The 14,358-nt window shown below is 65.2% G+C and carries 10 protein-coding genes; 2 read left to right on the top strand and 8 right to left on the bottom strand.

Features of this window, described 5'->3' with window-relative positions:
* Window positions 1-88: 88 nt before the first annotated feature.
* The 5 genes from ACG2LG_RS18175 to ACG2LG_RS18155 form a co-directional block, all read right to left on the bottom strand.
* The gene (locus tag ACG2LG_RS18175) at window positions 89-3,334 is read right to left on the bottom strand and encodes a hypothetical protein (protein WP_396261398.1); all 3,246 of its coding nucleotides are present in this window, start codon (window positions 3,332-3,334) and stop codon (window positions 89-91) included.
* A gap of 178 nt (window positions 3,335-3,512) precedes the next feature.
* Window positions 3,513-5,198: an REJ domain-containing protein gene (locus ACG2LG_RS18170; RefSeq protein ID WP_396261396.1), complete on the bottom strand. Its 1,686-nt coding sequence runs from the start codon at window positions 5,196-5,198 to the stop codon at window positions 3,513-3,515.
* Between the two features lie 224 nt (window positions 5,199-5,422).
* Window positions 5,423-6,859: an anti-sigma factor family protein gene (locus ACG2LG_RS18165; protein ID WP_396261394.1), complete on the bottom strand. Its 1,437-nt coding sequence runs from the start codon at window positions 6,857-6,859 to the stop codon at window positions 5,423-5,425.
* Window positions 6,856-7,407, bottom strand: coding sequence for a sigma-70 family RNA polymerase sigma factor (locus ACG2LG_RS18160; RefSeq protein WP_396261392.1), 552 nt, complete (start codon window positions 7,405-7,407; stop codon window positions 6,856-6,858). The genes ACG2LG_RS18165 and ACG2LG_RS18160 overlap by 4 nt, the downstream gene beginning before the upstream one ends.
* A 91-nt stretch (window positions 7,408-7,498) precedes the next feature.
* Window positions 7,499-8,230 carry an STAS/SEC14 domain-containing protein gene (locus ACG2LG_RS18155; RefSeq protein WP_396261390.1) on the bottom strand — a complete coding sequence of 244 codons (732 nt, stop codon included), beginning with the start codon at window positions 8,228-8,230 and terminating at the stop codon, window positions 7,499-7,501.
* A 112-nt stretch (window positions 8,231-8,342) separates the two neighbouring features.
* Here ACG2LG_RS18155 and ACG2LG_RS18150 point away from each other — a divergent pair, with 112 nt between their 5' ends.
* Window positions 8,343-9,584 (top strand): MgtC/SapB family protein, encoded by a 1,242-nt coding sequence (locus tag ACG2LG_RS18150; protein ID WP_396261388.1) that lies wholly within the window; start codon window positions 8,343-8,345, stop codon window positions 9,582-9,584.
* 77 nt (window positions 9,585-9,661) lie between these two features.
* Complete coding sequence (locus tag ACG2LG_RS18145) at window positions 9,662-10,459, top strand: ThuA domain-containing protein (RefSeq protein ID WP_396261386.1); 798 nt, start codon at window positions 9,662-9,664, stop codon at window positions 10,457-10,459.
* Between the two features lie 100 nt (window positions 10,460-10,559).
* Here the strand turns inward: ACG2LG_RS18145 and ACG2LG_RS18140 are convergent, their stop codons facing one another.
* From ACG2LG_RS18140 to ACG2LG_RS18130, 3 genes are all read right to left on the bottom strand, one after another.
* Entirely contained in the window at window positions 10,560-12,026 is a 1,467-nt protein-coding gene (locus ACG2LG_RS18140; RefSeq protein ID WP_396261384.1) for a sulfatase, read from the bottom strand.
* Window positions 12,027-12,060: 34 nt separating this feature from the next.
* Window positions 12,061-12,927 carry a TIGR03915 family putative DNA repair protein gene (locus ACG2LG_RS18135; protein WP_396261382.1) on the bottom strand — a complete coding sequence of 289 codons (867 nt, stop codon included), beginning with the start codon at window positions 12,925-12,927 and terminating at the stop codon, window positions 12,061-12,063.
* Between the two features lie 61 nt (window positions 12,928-12,988).
* On the bottom strand, window positions 12,989-14,215 hold the full coding sequence (locus ACG2LG_RS18130; RefSeq protein WP_396261380.1) for a putative DNA modification/repair radical SAM protein: 1,227 nt from the start codon (window positions 14,213-14,215) through the stop codon (window positions 12,989-12,991).
* Window positions 14,216-14,358 lie beyond the last annotated feature (143 nt).

The raw sequence follows: 14,358 nt of genomic DNA, 5'->3' as shown, positions 1-14,358 counted from the left end.
CGCCGGCGTTTCGGATTACCGGGCCGTGCGGCGATAAAAAACCCGGCAGCACCACAGCGCCGCCGGGTTTTTCAAATGTCGTGGCCCATCAGGGGGCGTCTTCGACCCGGTAGAAGGCGCGGGTGCCGGCGGGCAACTCGACCTCGAGGGTGGCGGTGGAAGTGGTGGGAGTGAACTCCCCGTCGGTTGCCGGGGATCCATTGAAGGTCACGGCACCCCCCGGCGTGCCGAAGCTGGAGAGATTACCGGACTCGGTCAGCAGATAGGTCGAGTTGGGCGTCAGGCCGCTGACTTGGAGTTGCAGTTTGTTGCCGGGAATCAGCGCGACGGAGTCGATCTTCATTTCACCGGTGGGCTCGACCACGCTGATGGTGAACGATTGATCGCCCGGGATCCCGGTGGAGGGATTGGCAACAGCATCGAAATCGACCAAGGCGGGGTTGCCCAGGTTCCCCGTTCCGGCCGGCAGTCCGCCGAGCACCTGATTCGAGAGGAAGTCGTGGTTGTTGTTGATGATCATCGCCATCACCCGGATTTCGGTGGTGGGTGAGCCGAGATCGGCCAGATCGATGCAGAGCTCGAGGCCGGTGGTCACGGCGAGGGCATCGGCCTCCACCGCCGGTCCGTTTCCTCCGGTCACGCCTCCCGTGTTGGAGTTGTCGTAGCCGACCCGGATCGGGAATGCATTCACGCCGGTGCCGGTCGATCCGTATCCGGTCGTGCCGAAGGAGAGGATGTCTTCGTAGGAACTGAAGTTCCCTCCCTGGAGATCGATGATATCGAGGTCGAACTTGCCGAGTCCGCGGCGAACGATGAGGTGGTAGTCTGCCGTGAACCCCGTCTCGAAGAACATGTCGTTCAGTGAGTTGGTGCCATCCACGAAACCGGATTCGTGTCCTGCATCTGCCACCGCCGCATACTGACTCTGACCTCCGCTCTTCGAGTCGAAGAAGATCTCCAGCTTGTTGAAGTTGTCCTCCAGATTGCCGGTGAGCATCAGGTAGAGATTGCCGCCCTGCACCCGTGCGTAGGCGGCATTGAGCTCGTTGGTATTGTCTCCGAACTCGGTGTTGATGCTCTGCACCGCGACGTGGGTGCCGTAGGCGTCACCACCGTCCCTCACGCCATTGACCTGGACGAGTCCCTTGGCACCCGAGTTGTCACCCGCAACGTTCGGATCCGTGCCCTGGAAGAACTCGAAACCGTCGTTCTCGCCATCGTTGTCAGAATCGGGAGCGTTGGGATTCGAGCCTGCAGAGACGCCCGCCACGAACGTGCTGCTGCCGTCCTCCTCGCCGTCTTCCAGGGTGTCGTCGTCGGTGTCCCTGTCGCAGGGATCGGTGCCGGTATTCGAGCTATCGACGAAGACTCCGGTGTTGGTTTCGACGTTGTCATCGAGTGTGTCTCCATCCGTGTCGCGATCCAGAGGGTTGGTGCCGCGAACCTGCTCGTCGCTGTTGATCAGCGTGTCGAGGTCGTTGTTCCCGCCGGCCGAGAGCACTGTCAGATCACCGGGGGAAAAGAGTTCTTCCCAGCTGTCGCGGAGTCCGTCGGCTCCACCCCCATCATTGTCGGTCGGCGTGATCGCATCGAGTTCGTCCCAGGTGGTCGTCACCGCAAGGTTGTCCCAGTAGCTGCGGCCGCCGGAGGCGATGCGGATGCCGGTGGCGACCGCGTTGGCGGCCGTCACGAAGTCGGCGGTGGCATCCGGCGCGGGAGCGCTGGCGGTGGAGGTGTCGGGATCGACCCAGATGGCGATGCTCGGGATGCCCGAGGTGTCGAGTCGGGCGACGATGGTGTTCGGTTGGCGATCGACGGGGATATCGCCGGTGAAGGCCGCGCCGGCTTCGCCGGTGACTTCGACGCCGAAGTTGCGGTCACCGCCGTTGAGGGCATCGAGGACTCCGGCGAAGGCGACTTCAGTGGTGCCATTGACGAAGGACACGCCGGAGAAGGTGGCACCGGAAAGCCGGGTGAGGTCGATCTTCACGAAGACCTCCTTCGCGTCGGCACCGATCGTGTTTTCCACCACACCGAGAGCGGCGCCGCCGGTGAAGGGGCCATTGAACTGGCGGATCGCATTGCTGCCCTCGGTGAACAGGCGGCCGCAGATGATCTGGGTGCCGAAGCTGGTCGTCCAGGGAGCGACGGCCCCGGTGTGGCCGAGGAAGGGGTCATTCGTGAGGTTGTTATCGAAGTCGAAGACGCGGGTTTCGAAGCCGGTGGCGCCGTTGATGCCGCCGTTGGCGTAGTCGAAGAAGTCGAAGCCGATCATGTCGGTGGCCCCGCCGGCAGGGGTCGAGGGGTCGTTCGCAAAACCTGTGAGTGAGATTTCGGTGGCGTCATTGACTCCGTCGCTGTCCGAGTCGGCGAGATTCGGGTTGGTGCCGAGGGTGCCGTTCTTGAAGGCCTCGAAGAGATCGCCCAGGAAGTCGCCGTCGGTGTCGGTGTTGTTGGGGTTGGTGCCAGTGTCGTTGACGTTGTTGAATGTGCCCGAACTGTTCTCTGCGCTGTTGGGCAGGCCGTCGCTGTCGTCGTCGGCCGCCGCGTTGACCGACACGGTGAGGGTCTGGATGCCGCCAATCGTTTCGAAGTTCACTCCACTCGGGGCGCCGGGGTTGCCGCCCGACGGCAGCGCACCCAGAACGCAGTCGGAGATGAAGTCCGAGCCGCCGTTGGTGACAAAGGCGAGGAGCTTCACGTCATTGACTCCCACCGGCACGCCGAGGGTCCCGAGGTTCAGCGCGATCTCGGGGCCATTGACGGCATCGGTCTGAGGCGACGGAAGAGCGGTCCAAACGGTGCCGAAGTCGGCGATGATGGGAACGTTCGTGGCGATCGGTGACGGATCGCCGAAGGAGTTGCCCGCGTAGTCGCGAACGCCGGTGACGAGGTCGTAGGTATTGAAGAACGCCCCGGTGCTGTCGCCGTTTCCGAAGATGCGGACGGCGTAGTCCGCTTCGAAACCCGCCTCGAAGGTCAGGCCGCCCATGTTGTTGATGGAAAATTCCTCGCCGCCACTGGTGATGGTGTTGCCGGCGATGGCATTGATGCCGCCGGGCTTCGAGTCGATGAAGAGGATCATCGCATTGTCCTTCACGAGTCCGCCGAGCAGCAAGTGGAGGTTGTTGGCCTCCTGAACCGCCTTGATGTTGGCCAGGATGTTGTCGGTGCCAAAACCGGAGTTGGTCTGCGAGTCGAGCTGCACGTATCCCTCGGTTCCGTCGTCGGTGCCATCGATGACGGGCGCGGCGGAGACGGTGGTCGCGAGGCCGAGGGCCAGCGCGGAAATGGCGAGCCGCGAACGGCCCGCGGAGGCGGGTTTGGATTTCATGGGTTGGATGCGTTGACGATTCCGAGGCGGTCCGTGGTGCGGACCGGCCTATCTCGAAATGGCTTTCGGGAGGCGATGGGTTTACCGAAATCTCGTTCAGGGCTGGGGGGCACCGATCGGGCGTCGGCGCTCAGCACGCTGAGGCACAGGTTGCGCAGGGCGATGTCGCCGCCAGTCGTTACGGGATTTTCTCCAGCATGATTCTCCCGAATCGGGCCTTGGGAGCGGGGCCGGCGGGGTCGGTGACCTCGAAACAATCGAGGGGAGGATCCGGCAGCCGGGTCGCCGGGAGCCAGGGGGAGGAGGTCCAATCCAGATCATCGCTGAATTGGGCTTGGGTGACTAGTTGGGGGTCGTCCAGATGCCGGCATCCCACGGTCAGGCCGGTGACAGGGGAGAGCCGATGATAGATGGCGAAGTTCATCAACTCGTCGAAGGGACCGAGGCCGAGCGCGTAGTGCATGTAATTCGGCATTCCGTCGCCGTTCGGGTCGGCCTCGTCGCCCCAGATGGCCGCCTCTTCGACCGGGTCCGAGAGATCGGAATCCGGGAATTTGGCCTTCCGCCATTGATCGATGTCGCCGCGCTCGATCGCCAGTACCGCGGTGCGTTCGAAGGAATGGGAGGTCGTCATGACCCGCAAGCGCAGGAAGAACCGGTTCTTCAGCGCGAGATCCAGCGCTTTGGTGCAGGTCAGGACGAGGAGCCCGGCGGTTTCATGGATTTCGAAGAGCGCGTTGTCCGAATCGCCTTCGCCGTAGACGAATTCGTAGCTTGCGGCCGCCCCTTCGAACTCTCCCGACAGCGTGGCGACGACCGTTCCTTCGGCCAGCACGCTGCCAACCATGCCGTCGAAGGTTTCCGGGCGTAGCCCGATGTCCGGGCGGGCGGAGGTCACCTGGATGGTGCTCTCGGTCGTCCCACCCAGAGCGTCCCGGACGAGAACCCCCACGGTGAGTTGGTAGGCGTCGGAGGGATCTCCCGGTGGCAGGAATCCGGTCCAGCTACCGGATGAATTCCAGAAGTTGAGGAAAGTCGTGCTGCCATCCGTCGCCCGGCTGAAAAAGCGGTAGTCGAGGGGAAGATGGCCATCGGCGTCGGTCCAATCCGGCGCGTCGAGATCCACGAGCGTGACCTCGGAGTAGGAGCTTTCCGGGAGTGCCTGCAGTGTGCCGCCTGCGGGAGGCTGATTGAAGGTCCCCCAGTTTCCGGTCAGGACGGCAGTCGACGTGGAGGGAGCCGAGGTTCCGGCTGCGTTGCGCAGGTTGCCTTCGGCCCGCACCCAGATCCATGTTGCCCCGATGAATGGGGTGGCGAGACCCGGATCCATGATCGTGATCACGAGGCGGTCGGGCTGGGTCCAAACGCCTGTATAGTTCGCGCCCAGCGACTCGGTGGACTGGAGCAGTTGGTCGAGATCCGCTTTCGAACCGACATCGGGTTCGTTGGTCGGCACATCGAAGCTGAGGGTGATGACATCGCCCCCGCTGAAGACGGCGTCCCCGTTGTCGGGGTCGGAAGCCACACCGTTCAGCAGCGCCGGTCCCGAGATCAGGGTGGTGAACGTTTCGATCGCGGCAGGGCCGGTCCCGACGGAGTTCTGGGCCTTTACCTCGACGCGGTAGTCGGTGGCGGGGAACAGGGTGTCGACCGGGATGCTGGCGTCGAAGGTCGTCCAGAATTGAGGAATGCCGGTGGAAACTTCCTCGAGCAGCACAAGATAGGAGAGGATGGGTGCACCGCCCGAGTCGGCGGGTGGATCCCAGGTCAGGAGGCAGGAGGTGGCGTTGAGGTCGTTGACTTTCAGGTTCAGGGGCGCGGATGGTGCCTCCGCACCCATGGCACCGGACCATCCGACCATCATGGCGAAGATGAACTCCAGACTGCCTGAAAACGGCCTTTTCGGCAACGGCAGCCCCGCGCCCGGGCCCTTGGAGGGGGTCGGGGTTGCGGGAGATGAAGGAGCCGCTTTCATCCTTCCGGCGGATGATTCTTTTGAATCATAGCCGCAGGTTCCGTCTGGGGACAAGCGTGAAGACTGGCCACGCGCATTCTCGCGCGCGGGCCATGAGCGCGGCGGAGTGCTGCTCAGGGCTGCGCGGCGACCGAGCGGGCGTCGGCGCTCAGCACGCTGAGGCGGAGATTTCGCAGGGCGATGTCGCCGCGGACCTCGACCCCGGGGCCGTCGCCGGCGGCCGAGGCGGGCTTGCCGGCATCCACGGCGGCATCGGCCTGCGAGCCGTTGGCGATGCGGATGCGGTCGAACTGGAGGCCGGGTTCGATCCACTCGGATGCCAGGGCCGGGCCGGAGGTGTCGGTGCCTTCGAAAAGCTGGGCGAGGCCGGTGCGGTAGTCGTAGCGCAGGGTGACGGTCGACTTCCCGTGGAGCAGCGGGCAGGCGTTGCGTGCCGAGTAGCCGGCGGGATGCAGCGCCCAGCCTTCGGCAAGGCCGCAGGGATCGCCGACGAAGATCCGCTCCTGGTCGCCGGTGTAGAGGCTGACGCCGGCCCAGCCGGGCGAGTGGAAGCGCGAGGTGGCGGGATCTTCGGTTTCCAGCGTGAGAAGCAGGACGTGGGAGAGATCATCGAGCACCGGAATCTCCAGCGGAGCGAAGGCGGTGTGGCGGACGTTGCCGGAAGTGTCGAGGATGCCGTTCTCGATCAGCGGACCGCCGTATTCGATCTTCCACGGCCCGGCGCCGGTGTCGGGCATTTTGCCGGAAAGGGGTGTGAGGTTGGGCTCGTCGAAGTTGTCGGCGAAGATCGTCACGGCTTTCGGAAATCCGGTGGTGAAGGCCGTGGCGGTGTCGGCGGTTAGCAGCGTCTCACCATCCCAGCGGGCGGAGTGGCCCGCGGAGAGCCCGGCGGTCTTGCCGTCGGGCGTGAGCACGGAGAGTTCCCCGGAGAGGACGTGCAGCTCGGCTTGATTGGTGGCGATGACACCGAATTCACCGGGGCCGGATTGGATCTCGAAGGTGTCGGTCATGCAGGCGATCGGGCCGTTGGCCGTCGATTCGAACCAGGCGCGGCCTTCGTGGAGCCGGAAACGATCGGGTTCGACCATCTCCAGGGTGCCGGGTCCCTCGAAGTAGGCACGGCCGCCATGTTGCAATGCGACCGAGGCCGAGCCGTGCTCGAGTTCGAGGCGCGAGCCGACGCGCAGGACCCGGTCTCCGGAGTCGCCCCGGGCGTGGATCACGCGGCCGTGGGACTCGGGGCCGAACTCGATGAGGCACTCGGGCTGTTTTTTCAGCGCGACGGGCAGGACCGCCACCAGGCCGGCAAGGCAGGCGGCGATGGCACCCCAGGAAACGAAGCGGGCCGGCTTGCGGCGGATGGGCGTGACGTTCGACGCGGTATCACCGAATTTCTCTCCGAGCAGCCCGTCCATCCGGCTGTAGCTCAGGTAGAGCCGGCGCAGTTCGGGCTCGCGCAGCAGGCGGGCCTCCAGGGCGGCGAAGCGCCGGGCATCGAGCTTGTGGTCGAGGGCGTCCTGGATGAGTTGCTCGTCGTCGCGAAGGCTCATGCGTGCAGGTGTTCGAGTTGGTTGTCGAGGCAGCGGCGGAGGCTGGCGCGGATCTTGAAAAGGCGGGCCTTGAGGGTGCCCGAGCTGCGGTCCAGCTCCCTGGCGTAGTCGTCGAGGGTCACGCTCTCGCAGTAGCGCTTCCGGACCAGTTCCCGGTCGTGGTCGCGGAGCTTCGACAGGCAGACCTCCAGCGCCCGGAAGGCCTCGTCCTGATCGAAGGGTTCATCTTCCTCGATCTCCTGGGCGAAGACCTCGGCCAGCTCGTCGCTGAAGACCAGCCAGCCGTTGCGCTTGAGCTTCTTGCGCTGGTCCATCACGTGGTTGCGGGCGATGGCGAAGGCCCAGGCCTTGAAGTTGGTGCCCAGCTCGAAGTGGTCCTTCTTCTTCCAGAGGGTGATGTTGGTCTGCTGGAGGATGTCCGAAGCGCCCGAAAATCCGGGCATCAGCGACCGGATGTAGGCCAGCACCGGCCCCTGGTGGGCGGTCAGCAAGGCCACGAATTCCTGGTCGTGTTCGGCATCGGTCACCTCTGGGAAATGGTCGTTCACACTCGAGAGTTTATGCAGGTTTGTCGAAAAGCCAGCGCTTCGCTCCGGACATCAGGCCATCCGGGCCCGGGAGTCTCGATGCTTGCGGTGCTCAGGCACTCGCCCAGTCCCAGGCCTCGTGCTCCTCGGCTTCGGAGAAGGCGCGGATCTCCATCGAAAAGGGATTGGGCAGCGATGCCAGGCGCCGGGTCCAGTGGCGGTTTCCGACCAGTGCCATGCGGCGAATGTCACCGACGTGCTTGAGCCCGAATTTCAGATCGGTCATCACCGCACCGAAATCGACGCCTCCGAGGTCCTCAAGATCGATCAGGAAGGACACGGGTTTGTGCTCGGTGATGATGCCTTCCATCCACTCCGCCAGCTCCCGGTAGGGGCCGGTGTGGACGGTGCCGTGGACGTAGATCCAGATCAGCTTGCGGTCGGGGAACCAGCCGCGCCGGATGGCGGAAAGGTCGGGCTCGGACACCTTGGAAAGCCAGGCCAGCGCGGCTTCGCTTTCCCCGGTGTCGAAGCGCCGGAATTCGGCGTGGTGGAAGTGGCGGGCGAGCTTCGGCAGGGCGGCGAGGAAGGCGCTGTCGGAGACGATCGCCACCCGCGGGATCATGCGGTGGTGGTCGCGGATGAAGCGCAGGTGGGAGCACATCCCCGCCAAGTCCTTCCAGCCGGGGAAGGACGCAGCTTCGATCATCAGGCCCCTGAGCTCGTGGTCAGCAGCGAGATGGGAATCGACCTTTTCTCGGACGATATCGACATCCTCGGCCGAGATTGGACCCGAGGGCCGCAGCACCAGGATGCCCGTGGGGAGAATTTTGGATTCAACCATAGCGACCGATTGTGGTGGCCGCCCGACGGCAAATCACGTCTTTTTCTCCCGGTTGAGCTGCAGGCGCACCTGGGTTAGCATCCCTGCAAGGATGGGCCACGGAGGGTTTGAGATGAGCGGGCTTTTGGTTTCGCTGGCGATCGCTCTCGGGTTGGGGCTGCTGATCGGCCTGCAGCGCGAGTGGGTCCAGAAGCCGATGGCGGGCATCCGGACCTTCCCGCTGGTGGCGCTGCTCGGCGGGCTGAGCGCGGCCATCGCCGAGGCCCATGGCGGCTGGGTCATCGCGGCGGCCCTGCTCGGCTGCGTGGCGTTGATGATTTTCGCGAACGTTCCGGGCGCCGGGGATGCCCGGGAGGAAGGCCCGGGGCTGACCACCGAGTTTGCCCTGCTCGTGACTTTCGCGGTCGGGGTGGCGGTGGCGATGGGCTACCGGCTCGAGGCGACCGTCTGCGCCGGGATCGTGATGGTGCTTCTGCAAGGGAAGTCCCAGTTGCACGGCTGGGTCGGGCGGTTTGGCGAAGGCGAGCTGCGGGAGATTTCGCGGCTGGTGCTGCTCGGACTGGTGATCCTGCCGCTGCTGCCGAACCGGGAGATGGGCTACCTCGGCGTGATCAACCCCTTCAAGATCTGGCTGATGGTGGTGCTGATCGTCGGCATCAGCCTGGCGGCCTATCTCGCCTCGAAATTCATCGGCGGCCGCAAGGGGGCGGTGCTTTCCGGCGTGCTGGGGGGGCTGATTTCCAGTACGGCGACCACCGCCGGCATGGCGCGCCGGAGCAAGTCGGCTCCGGAGAGTTCGCGGGTCTGCGCGCTGGTGGTGATGATTGCCACGGCGATCGTCTTCGTGCGGGTGATGGCCGAGATCTGGATCGCCGGTGGAGAGGCCGGGCGCCCGATGCTGCCGCCCTTTGCAGCGATGTTGGGCTGGGCGGTGGTGGTGGCGTGGGTTCTGGGCCGTTTCGTCAAGGTCCGCGAAAGCGCCGAAGACGATCGCGAGGCGCCGTCGGAGTTCAAGGCGGCGGTGGTCTTCGCCCTGCTTTATGTCGGCGTGCTGCTCGGGGTGGCCTATGCCAAGGAGCATCTCGGTGACGCCGGACTCTACGCCGTGGCGGCGATTTCGGGGCTCACCGACATGGATGCGATCACGCTTTCCACCGCCGAACTGGTCGGCAAGGGCCACATCGGCACCGGCCAGGGCTGGCGGGTGATCCTGCTCGGCGGCCTGGCCAACCTCGTCTTCAAGGCCGGCATGGTCGCGGTGCTGGCCCACCGCTCGATGCTGTGGCCGGTGCTCGCCGCCTTCGGCGCCACCGCGGCCGGGGCCACCGCACTGTGGATCTGGTGGCCGGGGTGAGGGAAGCGCCCCGTGGTCGATCCCATGATCGAGATGGCCAAACGCGTGCGTAGTCGCTCTACTCACCGCAGAGAACCATGAAAAAGACGATCCTCTTCCTGTTTGCTCTCGCCACGGCCCTCGCTCCCGCCGCCGAGAAGCCGCTCAAGCTGATGCTGATCACCGGCGGCTGCTGCCACGACTACGGGGTCCAGAAAGACCTGATCAAGGTCGGCATCGAGGCGCGGTTGAATGCCGTGGTGACCCAGGTCCACACCGACGACAAGTCGACCAAGCCGCCGTTGCCGATCCTGGGCGATCCCGAGTATGCCAAGGACTATGACCTGGTGATCCACGACCAGTGCGCGGCCGGGATCGGCGATGTGAAGCTGATCGAGGACGTGCTCAAGCCGCACGTCGACGGGTTGCCGGCGGTCGCGCTGCACTGCGCGATGCACAGCTTCCGTTTCGGGAATTTCAAGCAGCCGCTCGAGGTGGGCGCCGAGAATGGCAAGTGGTTCGAGTTCCTCGGGCTGCAGTCGAGCGGTCACGGGCCGAGGAAGCCGCTGGACATCTACTACGTCGACAAGGAGCACCCGATTTCCAAGGGCCTGCCGGACTGGACCACCGGCGACGAGGAGCTCTACAACAACATCATGGTACACGAGGGCACCCATGCGCTGGCCAAGGCCAAGCAGGGCAAGAACGAGGCGGTGGTGACCTGGACCAATCTCTACGGCCCGAAGAAAGCCCGCGTGTTCTGCACCACCATTGGCCACTTCAATGAAACGGTGGCGGACGACCGCTACCTCGACCTCGTGGCCCGCGGCATCCTGTGGGGTGTGGGCAAGCTGAACGACGACGGCACACCGGCGGCGGGATACGGCGCGGAGTAAGTTGTGGCCGCGAGGGCCAGGGATGGAGCGCGGACTTTGGTCCGCTCGCCCGCCTGGAGATCCTGTCGATGCGGATTGAAGTCCGCGCTCCCTGTCGAGATCAACGCCGGGCCTCGGCCAAACGTCGGTCGAGCCGGTCGTTCAGGGTCTTTTCAATCTCCGCAACTTCCGGACGTCCCGCGAGATTGGTGAACTGCTGCGGATCCTTTTCCATGTCGTAGAGCATGGTGCCGCCTCCTTCTCCCTTCCGCCCGGCGTGGCGCGTCAGGGCCCATTTCCCGGTGCGGAGCGCGAAGTTCCGGCCGGCCTGGATCAGGGCGCCCTCGCGAACCGCGGGCCCGGCCGGATCCTTGAGGAGTGGAACCAGGCTGCAGCCCTGGATCACCGGGGGTGGCGTGAGTCCGGCGCGTTCGGCGAGGGTCGGGTAGAGGTCGAGCGACTCGACGATGCGGGCGCAGCGCCCGCCCTTCGTCCCGAGCCCGGGGTCGGCGATGATGAGCGGGACGCGCCCGCCTTCCTCCATCACACTCATCTTCTGCCACATCGTGTGCTCGCCGAGGTGGTAGCCGTGGTCGGAAAGGAAGACGACGATGGTGTCGTCGGCGAGTTCGAGGCGCTCAAGCTCGTCGAGCAGGCGGCCGACCTGCTCGTCGACGTGGGTGATGCAGGCGTAGTAGGCGCGCAGGACCTTGCGCTGGTTTTCCTCGGTGAGCTTGTAGCGCCGGGCATTGGTGCCGTGTTTGGCGGCGTTGGGCATGTCGTCGAGGTCGTCCTCGGGGACCTCGGGAAGCTTCATGTTGTCGGCTTCATAGCCCTCGAAGGACTGTGCCGGTGCAACCAGCGGGACGTGGGGACGGACGAAGCCGACCGCGAGGAAGAAGGGTTGTTCGGATTTTGCCCGCTCGCGCAGCAACCGGATCGCCTCGTCGGCGGCGAGGGCGTCGGCCAATTCGGCGGTCTCGTCGGCTTCGACGGCAAGGAAGTCGCTGCCCTGGTGGTTGCCGGGAATCAGGAACCGCCCGCCCTTGCCCTCGACCTTTTTCCAGCGTTCGCGCTGGGCGGGGATCTGCGGGGTCACGTCGTCGAGCATCAGGTCCTCGGCTTTGCCCGGGGCGAGGCCCTCCATCACGCTGACGTTGTAGGTGTGCATCCACGACGGGGCGTGGTCGGTGCCGGGATCGCCGGTGTAGATGTGGCCGGGCACGCCCATGTGGTAGATCTTGCTCACCCGACCGGTCCAGTAGCCGGCGCGGCGGAAGAGGACGGGCAGGGTGACGGTTTGCTCGGGCAGCGGCTGGTCGTTCTTGGTCACCCCGGTGGTGATTGGATACTGCCCCGACATGATCGATGCCCGCGACGGGCCGCAGACCGAATACTGGCAGTAGGCGCGGCTGAAGGTGACCCCGCGCTTCGCCAACCGGTCGAGGTGCGGCGTGCGGCACTGCGGATGGCCGTAGCCGCTCAGCGCCGTGTTGAGGTCGTCGGCGATGAGGAAGAGGACGTTCGGCCGCGGAGAGGCCGCCACGCTGAGGCAGGTCAGGCCGAGGACGAGAAGCGGGTGGGGCATGAACGGGCGGAACGTGGGCGGGTGACGGAGTCTTTCACGACTCCGGCTCGTCGGGCGTGTCCGGGAGACCGCGGAGCCGCTCAAGGTAGGCGAGGTTCGGTTCGGGCCGGACGGGGGAGGGCGGGGTGTGGATCATGTCGTCGGCGCGGATCCGGCCGTGGCGGACCAGTTCGTCGATGAGTCCGGCCTCGGGCAGGTTCTTCCAGTATCGCTTGGGCATCTCGGTCTGCATCATCTTCGGCTTGAGCCGGGCGGGGTTGAAGGTGCTGCGGTAGTAGGTCCGCCACGCCTCTTCGAGGGCATCGGGATTATCGCAGGGGTTGCTCTGGACTCCCTCGGTGAAGCTCAGTGCCTCACCGTTCCAGTGCGCGCAGCCCTTCGGGGTGAAGATCGACCAGTCCATGTTGGCGAATCGCTTGCGGAAGAAGGGAGCGGCGGCCTCGACGATGAAATGGTCGGGCTCGAACCACGCGACGAAGCGTTCGCGGCCGTCTTCTCCTTCGCCGGTTTTCCGGAAACGGACGAAGGCGTGCATCTTGTGGATCTCCCGGCGGACGTTCTTTTCCATCGTCCGGGCGCGGGCGATGTCGGGGTTGGTGGCGACGGCGATCAGGTGGCGTTCGCCCTTCATGGTGACGCGCCAGAGGATGCGGTAGAGCAGCGCCCAGCGGCCGGGGTCGCCGTGGCAGGCGACGTTCCTGGCGAGATTGACGAAGGACCTTGGGACGGGAGGAGATTGGCTACGGTGGATTTCGTAGTTCGCGGGTTCCTCGGCGAGGCCGGAGAAGAGTCCGGGTTCCTTATCCCACAGAATGTCTTCCGGCGGAATCCGTCCGGCCAGCAGTCGCCGGGCGGCATCCCGCCATGTGGTGAACGAGGGGCCGGGGTCGACGGTGCGCATCGGAAGCGGGAAGCGGGAAGCGGGAAGCGGGAAGGTGTGGGGGCGCGCGTCTTGGGTTGTTTCAGCAGAACAGCTCCAGTTGCTCCGGTTTCGGGGCGAAGCGGGCGAGGAGGCGGTCACTGTCGAGTTCGGTGGCGGGTGGTCGATGGTCGGCCGTGATGAGAAAGGGCCTGACTTTCGGCAGCGAGACCCTGAGCCGGGCGAGATCGGCGAGGCGGATGGGCGCGAAGCGGCGGATCGAAAGCAGGCGGTCGACATTGCGCGGGCCGAGGCCGGGGACGCGCAGCAGGTCCTCGCGGGAGGCGGTGCGGAGGTCGAGCGGGAAGCGGTGGCGGTTGCGCAGGGCCCAGGCGAGCTTGGGATCGAGGTGGAGGTCGAGATTGGGTTGCTCGGGAGTGAGGATCTCACGGCGGTCGAAGCCGTAGAACCGCATCAACCAGTCGGACTGGTAGAGACGGTGTTCGCGGAGCAGCGGAGCCGGCTTCACCGGCAGGATGGCCGAGGGTTCGGGAATGGGGCTGAAGGCCGAGTAGTACACCCGGCGCAGGCGGTAGGAGCCATACAACTCCTCCGAGCGGGCAAGGAAGTCGGCATCGGTGGAGGCGTCGGCGCCGACGATCACCTGGGTGCTTTGGCCGGTCGCGTGGCGGAGCTTTCGATCGCCTCCCCGTCTGCGGTCGGCCGCATCGTCAAGCCTGAGCCGGATCCGTCCCATGGCCTCCTTGGTGCGGGCGAGATTCTTCTCCGGCGCGAGCCGGTCGAGGCTTTCCTGCTTCGGCAGCTCGAGGTTGATGCTGATCCGGTCGGCGTGGCGGGCGGCCTCCTCGATGATTTCCGGGGATGCCTCGGGGATGGTCTTGAGGTGGATGTAGCCGCGGAAATCGTGTTCCTCGCGCAGCGAGCGGGCGACGGCGACGAGCTGCTCCATCGTGTGGTCGGCACTGCGGATGATGCCGGAGCTGAGGAACAGTCCCTCGATGTAGTTGCGCTTGTAGAAGTCGAGCGTGAGCTTGACGACCTCCGCGGGGGTGAAGGCGGCGCGGCGGACGTTCGAGGATCTACGGTTGATGCAGTAGTGGCAATCGTAGAGGCAGCGGTTGGTCAGGAGGACCTTGAGCAGTGAGATGCAGCGTCCGTCCGGCGCGTAGCTGTGGCAAATTCCCGCACCCCCGGCCGAGCCGACTCCCTTGCTGTTGCGCGAGTCCCGGCGGTTGGCCCCCGAGCTGGCGCAGGAGGCGTCGTATTTCGCCGCGTCGGCGAGGATGGCAAGCTTTTCCTGAAGGTTCATAGTGTTCACATGAACCATATCAGCGAGGTGCCGTCGGGCAATGGATGTTAGCCCGGATTTCTCATACCGAGAATTGAGGGCGGTTGGAGTTTTGGTGTAAGTTGTTGGTGTTCAAATCAATGACTCACACACAAAACCCAACC

Origin of the sequence: Haloferula sp. A504, assembly GCF_044385805.1 — a bacterium.
Lineage (GTDB): Bacteria > Verrucomicrobiota > Verrucomicrobiia > Verrucomicrobiales > Akkermansiaceae > Haloferula.
Note: the sequence above shows the minus strand (reverse complement) of the source record. Positions and strands in the feature narration are given on the sequence as shown.

Bases quoted from the DNA above. Each gene is read 5' to 3' on its own strand.
- ACG2LG_RS18175 (WP_396261398.1), bottom strand. From the start codon at position 3,334: ATGAAATCCAAACCCGCCTCCGCGGGCCGTTCGCGGCTCGCCATTTCC.
- ACG2LG_RS18170 (WP_396261396.1), bottom strand. From the start codon at position 5,198: ATGATGGTCGGATGGTCCGGTGCCATGGGTGCGGAGGCACCATCCGCG.
- ACG2LG_RS18165 (WP_396261394.1), bottom strand. From the start codon at position 6,859: ATGAGCCTTCGCGACGACGAGCAACTCATCCAGGACGCCCTCGACCAC.
- ACG2LG_RS18155 (WP_396261390.1), bottom strand. From the start codon at position 8,230: ATGGTTGAATCCAAAATTCTCCCCACGGGCATCCTGGTGCTGCGGCCC.
- ACG2LG_RS18150 (WP_396261388.1), top strand. From the start codon at position 8,343: ATGAGCGGGCTTTTGGTTTCGCTGGCGATCGCTCTCGGGTTGGGGCTG.
- ACG2LG_RS18145 (WP_396261386.1), top strand. From the start codon at position 9,662: ATGAAAAAGACGATCCTCTTCCTGTTTGCTCTCGCCACGGCCCTCGCT.
- ACG2LG_RS18140 (WP_396261384.1), bottom strand. From the start codon at position 12,026: ATGCCCCACCCGCTTCTCGTCCTCGGCCTGACCTGCCTCAGCGTGGCG.
- ACG2LG_RS18135 (WP_396261382.1), bottom strand. From the start codon at position 12,927: ATGCGCACCGTCGACCCCGGCCCCTCGTTCACCACATGGCGGGATGCC.
- ACG2LG_RS18130 (WP_396261380.1), bottom strand. From the start codon at position 14,215: ATGAACCTTCAGGAAAAGCTTGCCATCCTCGCCGACGCGGCGAAATAC.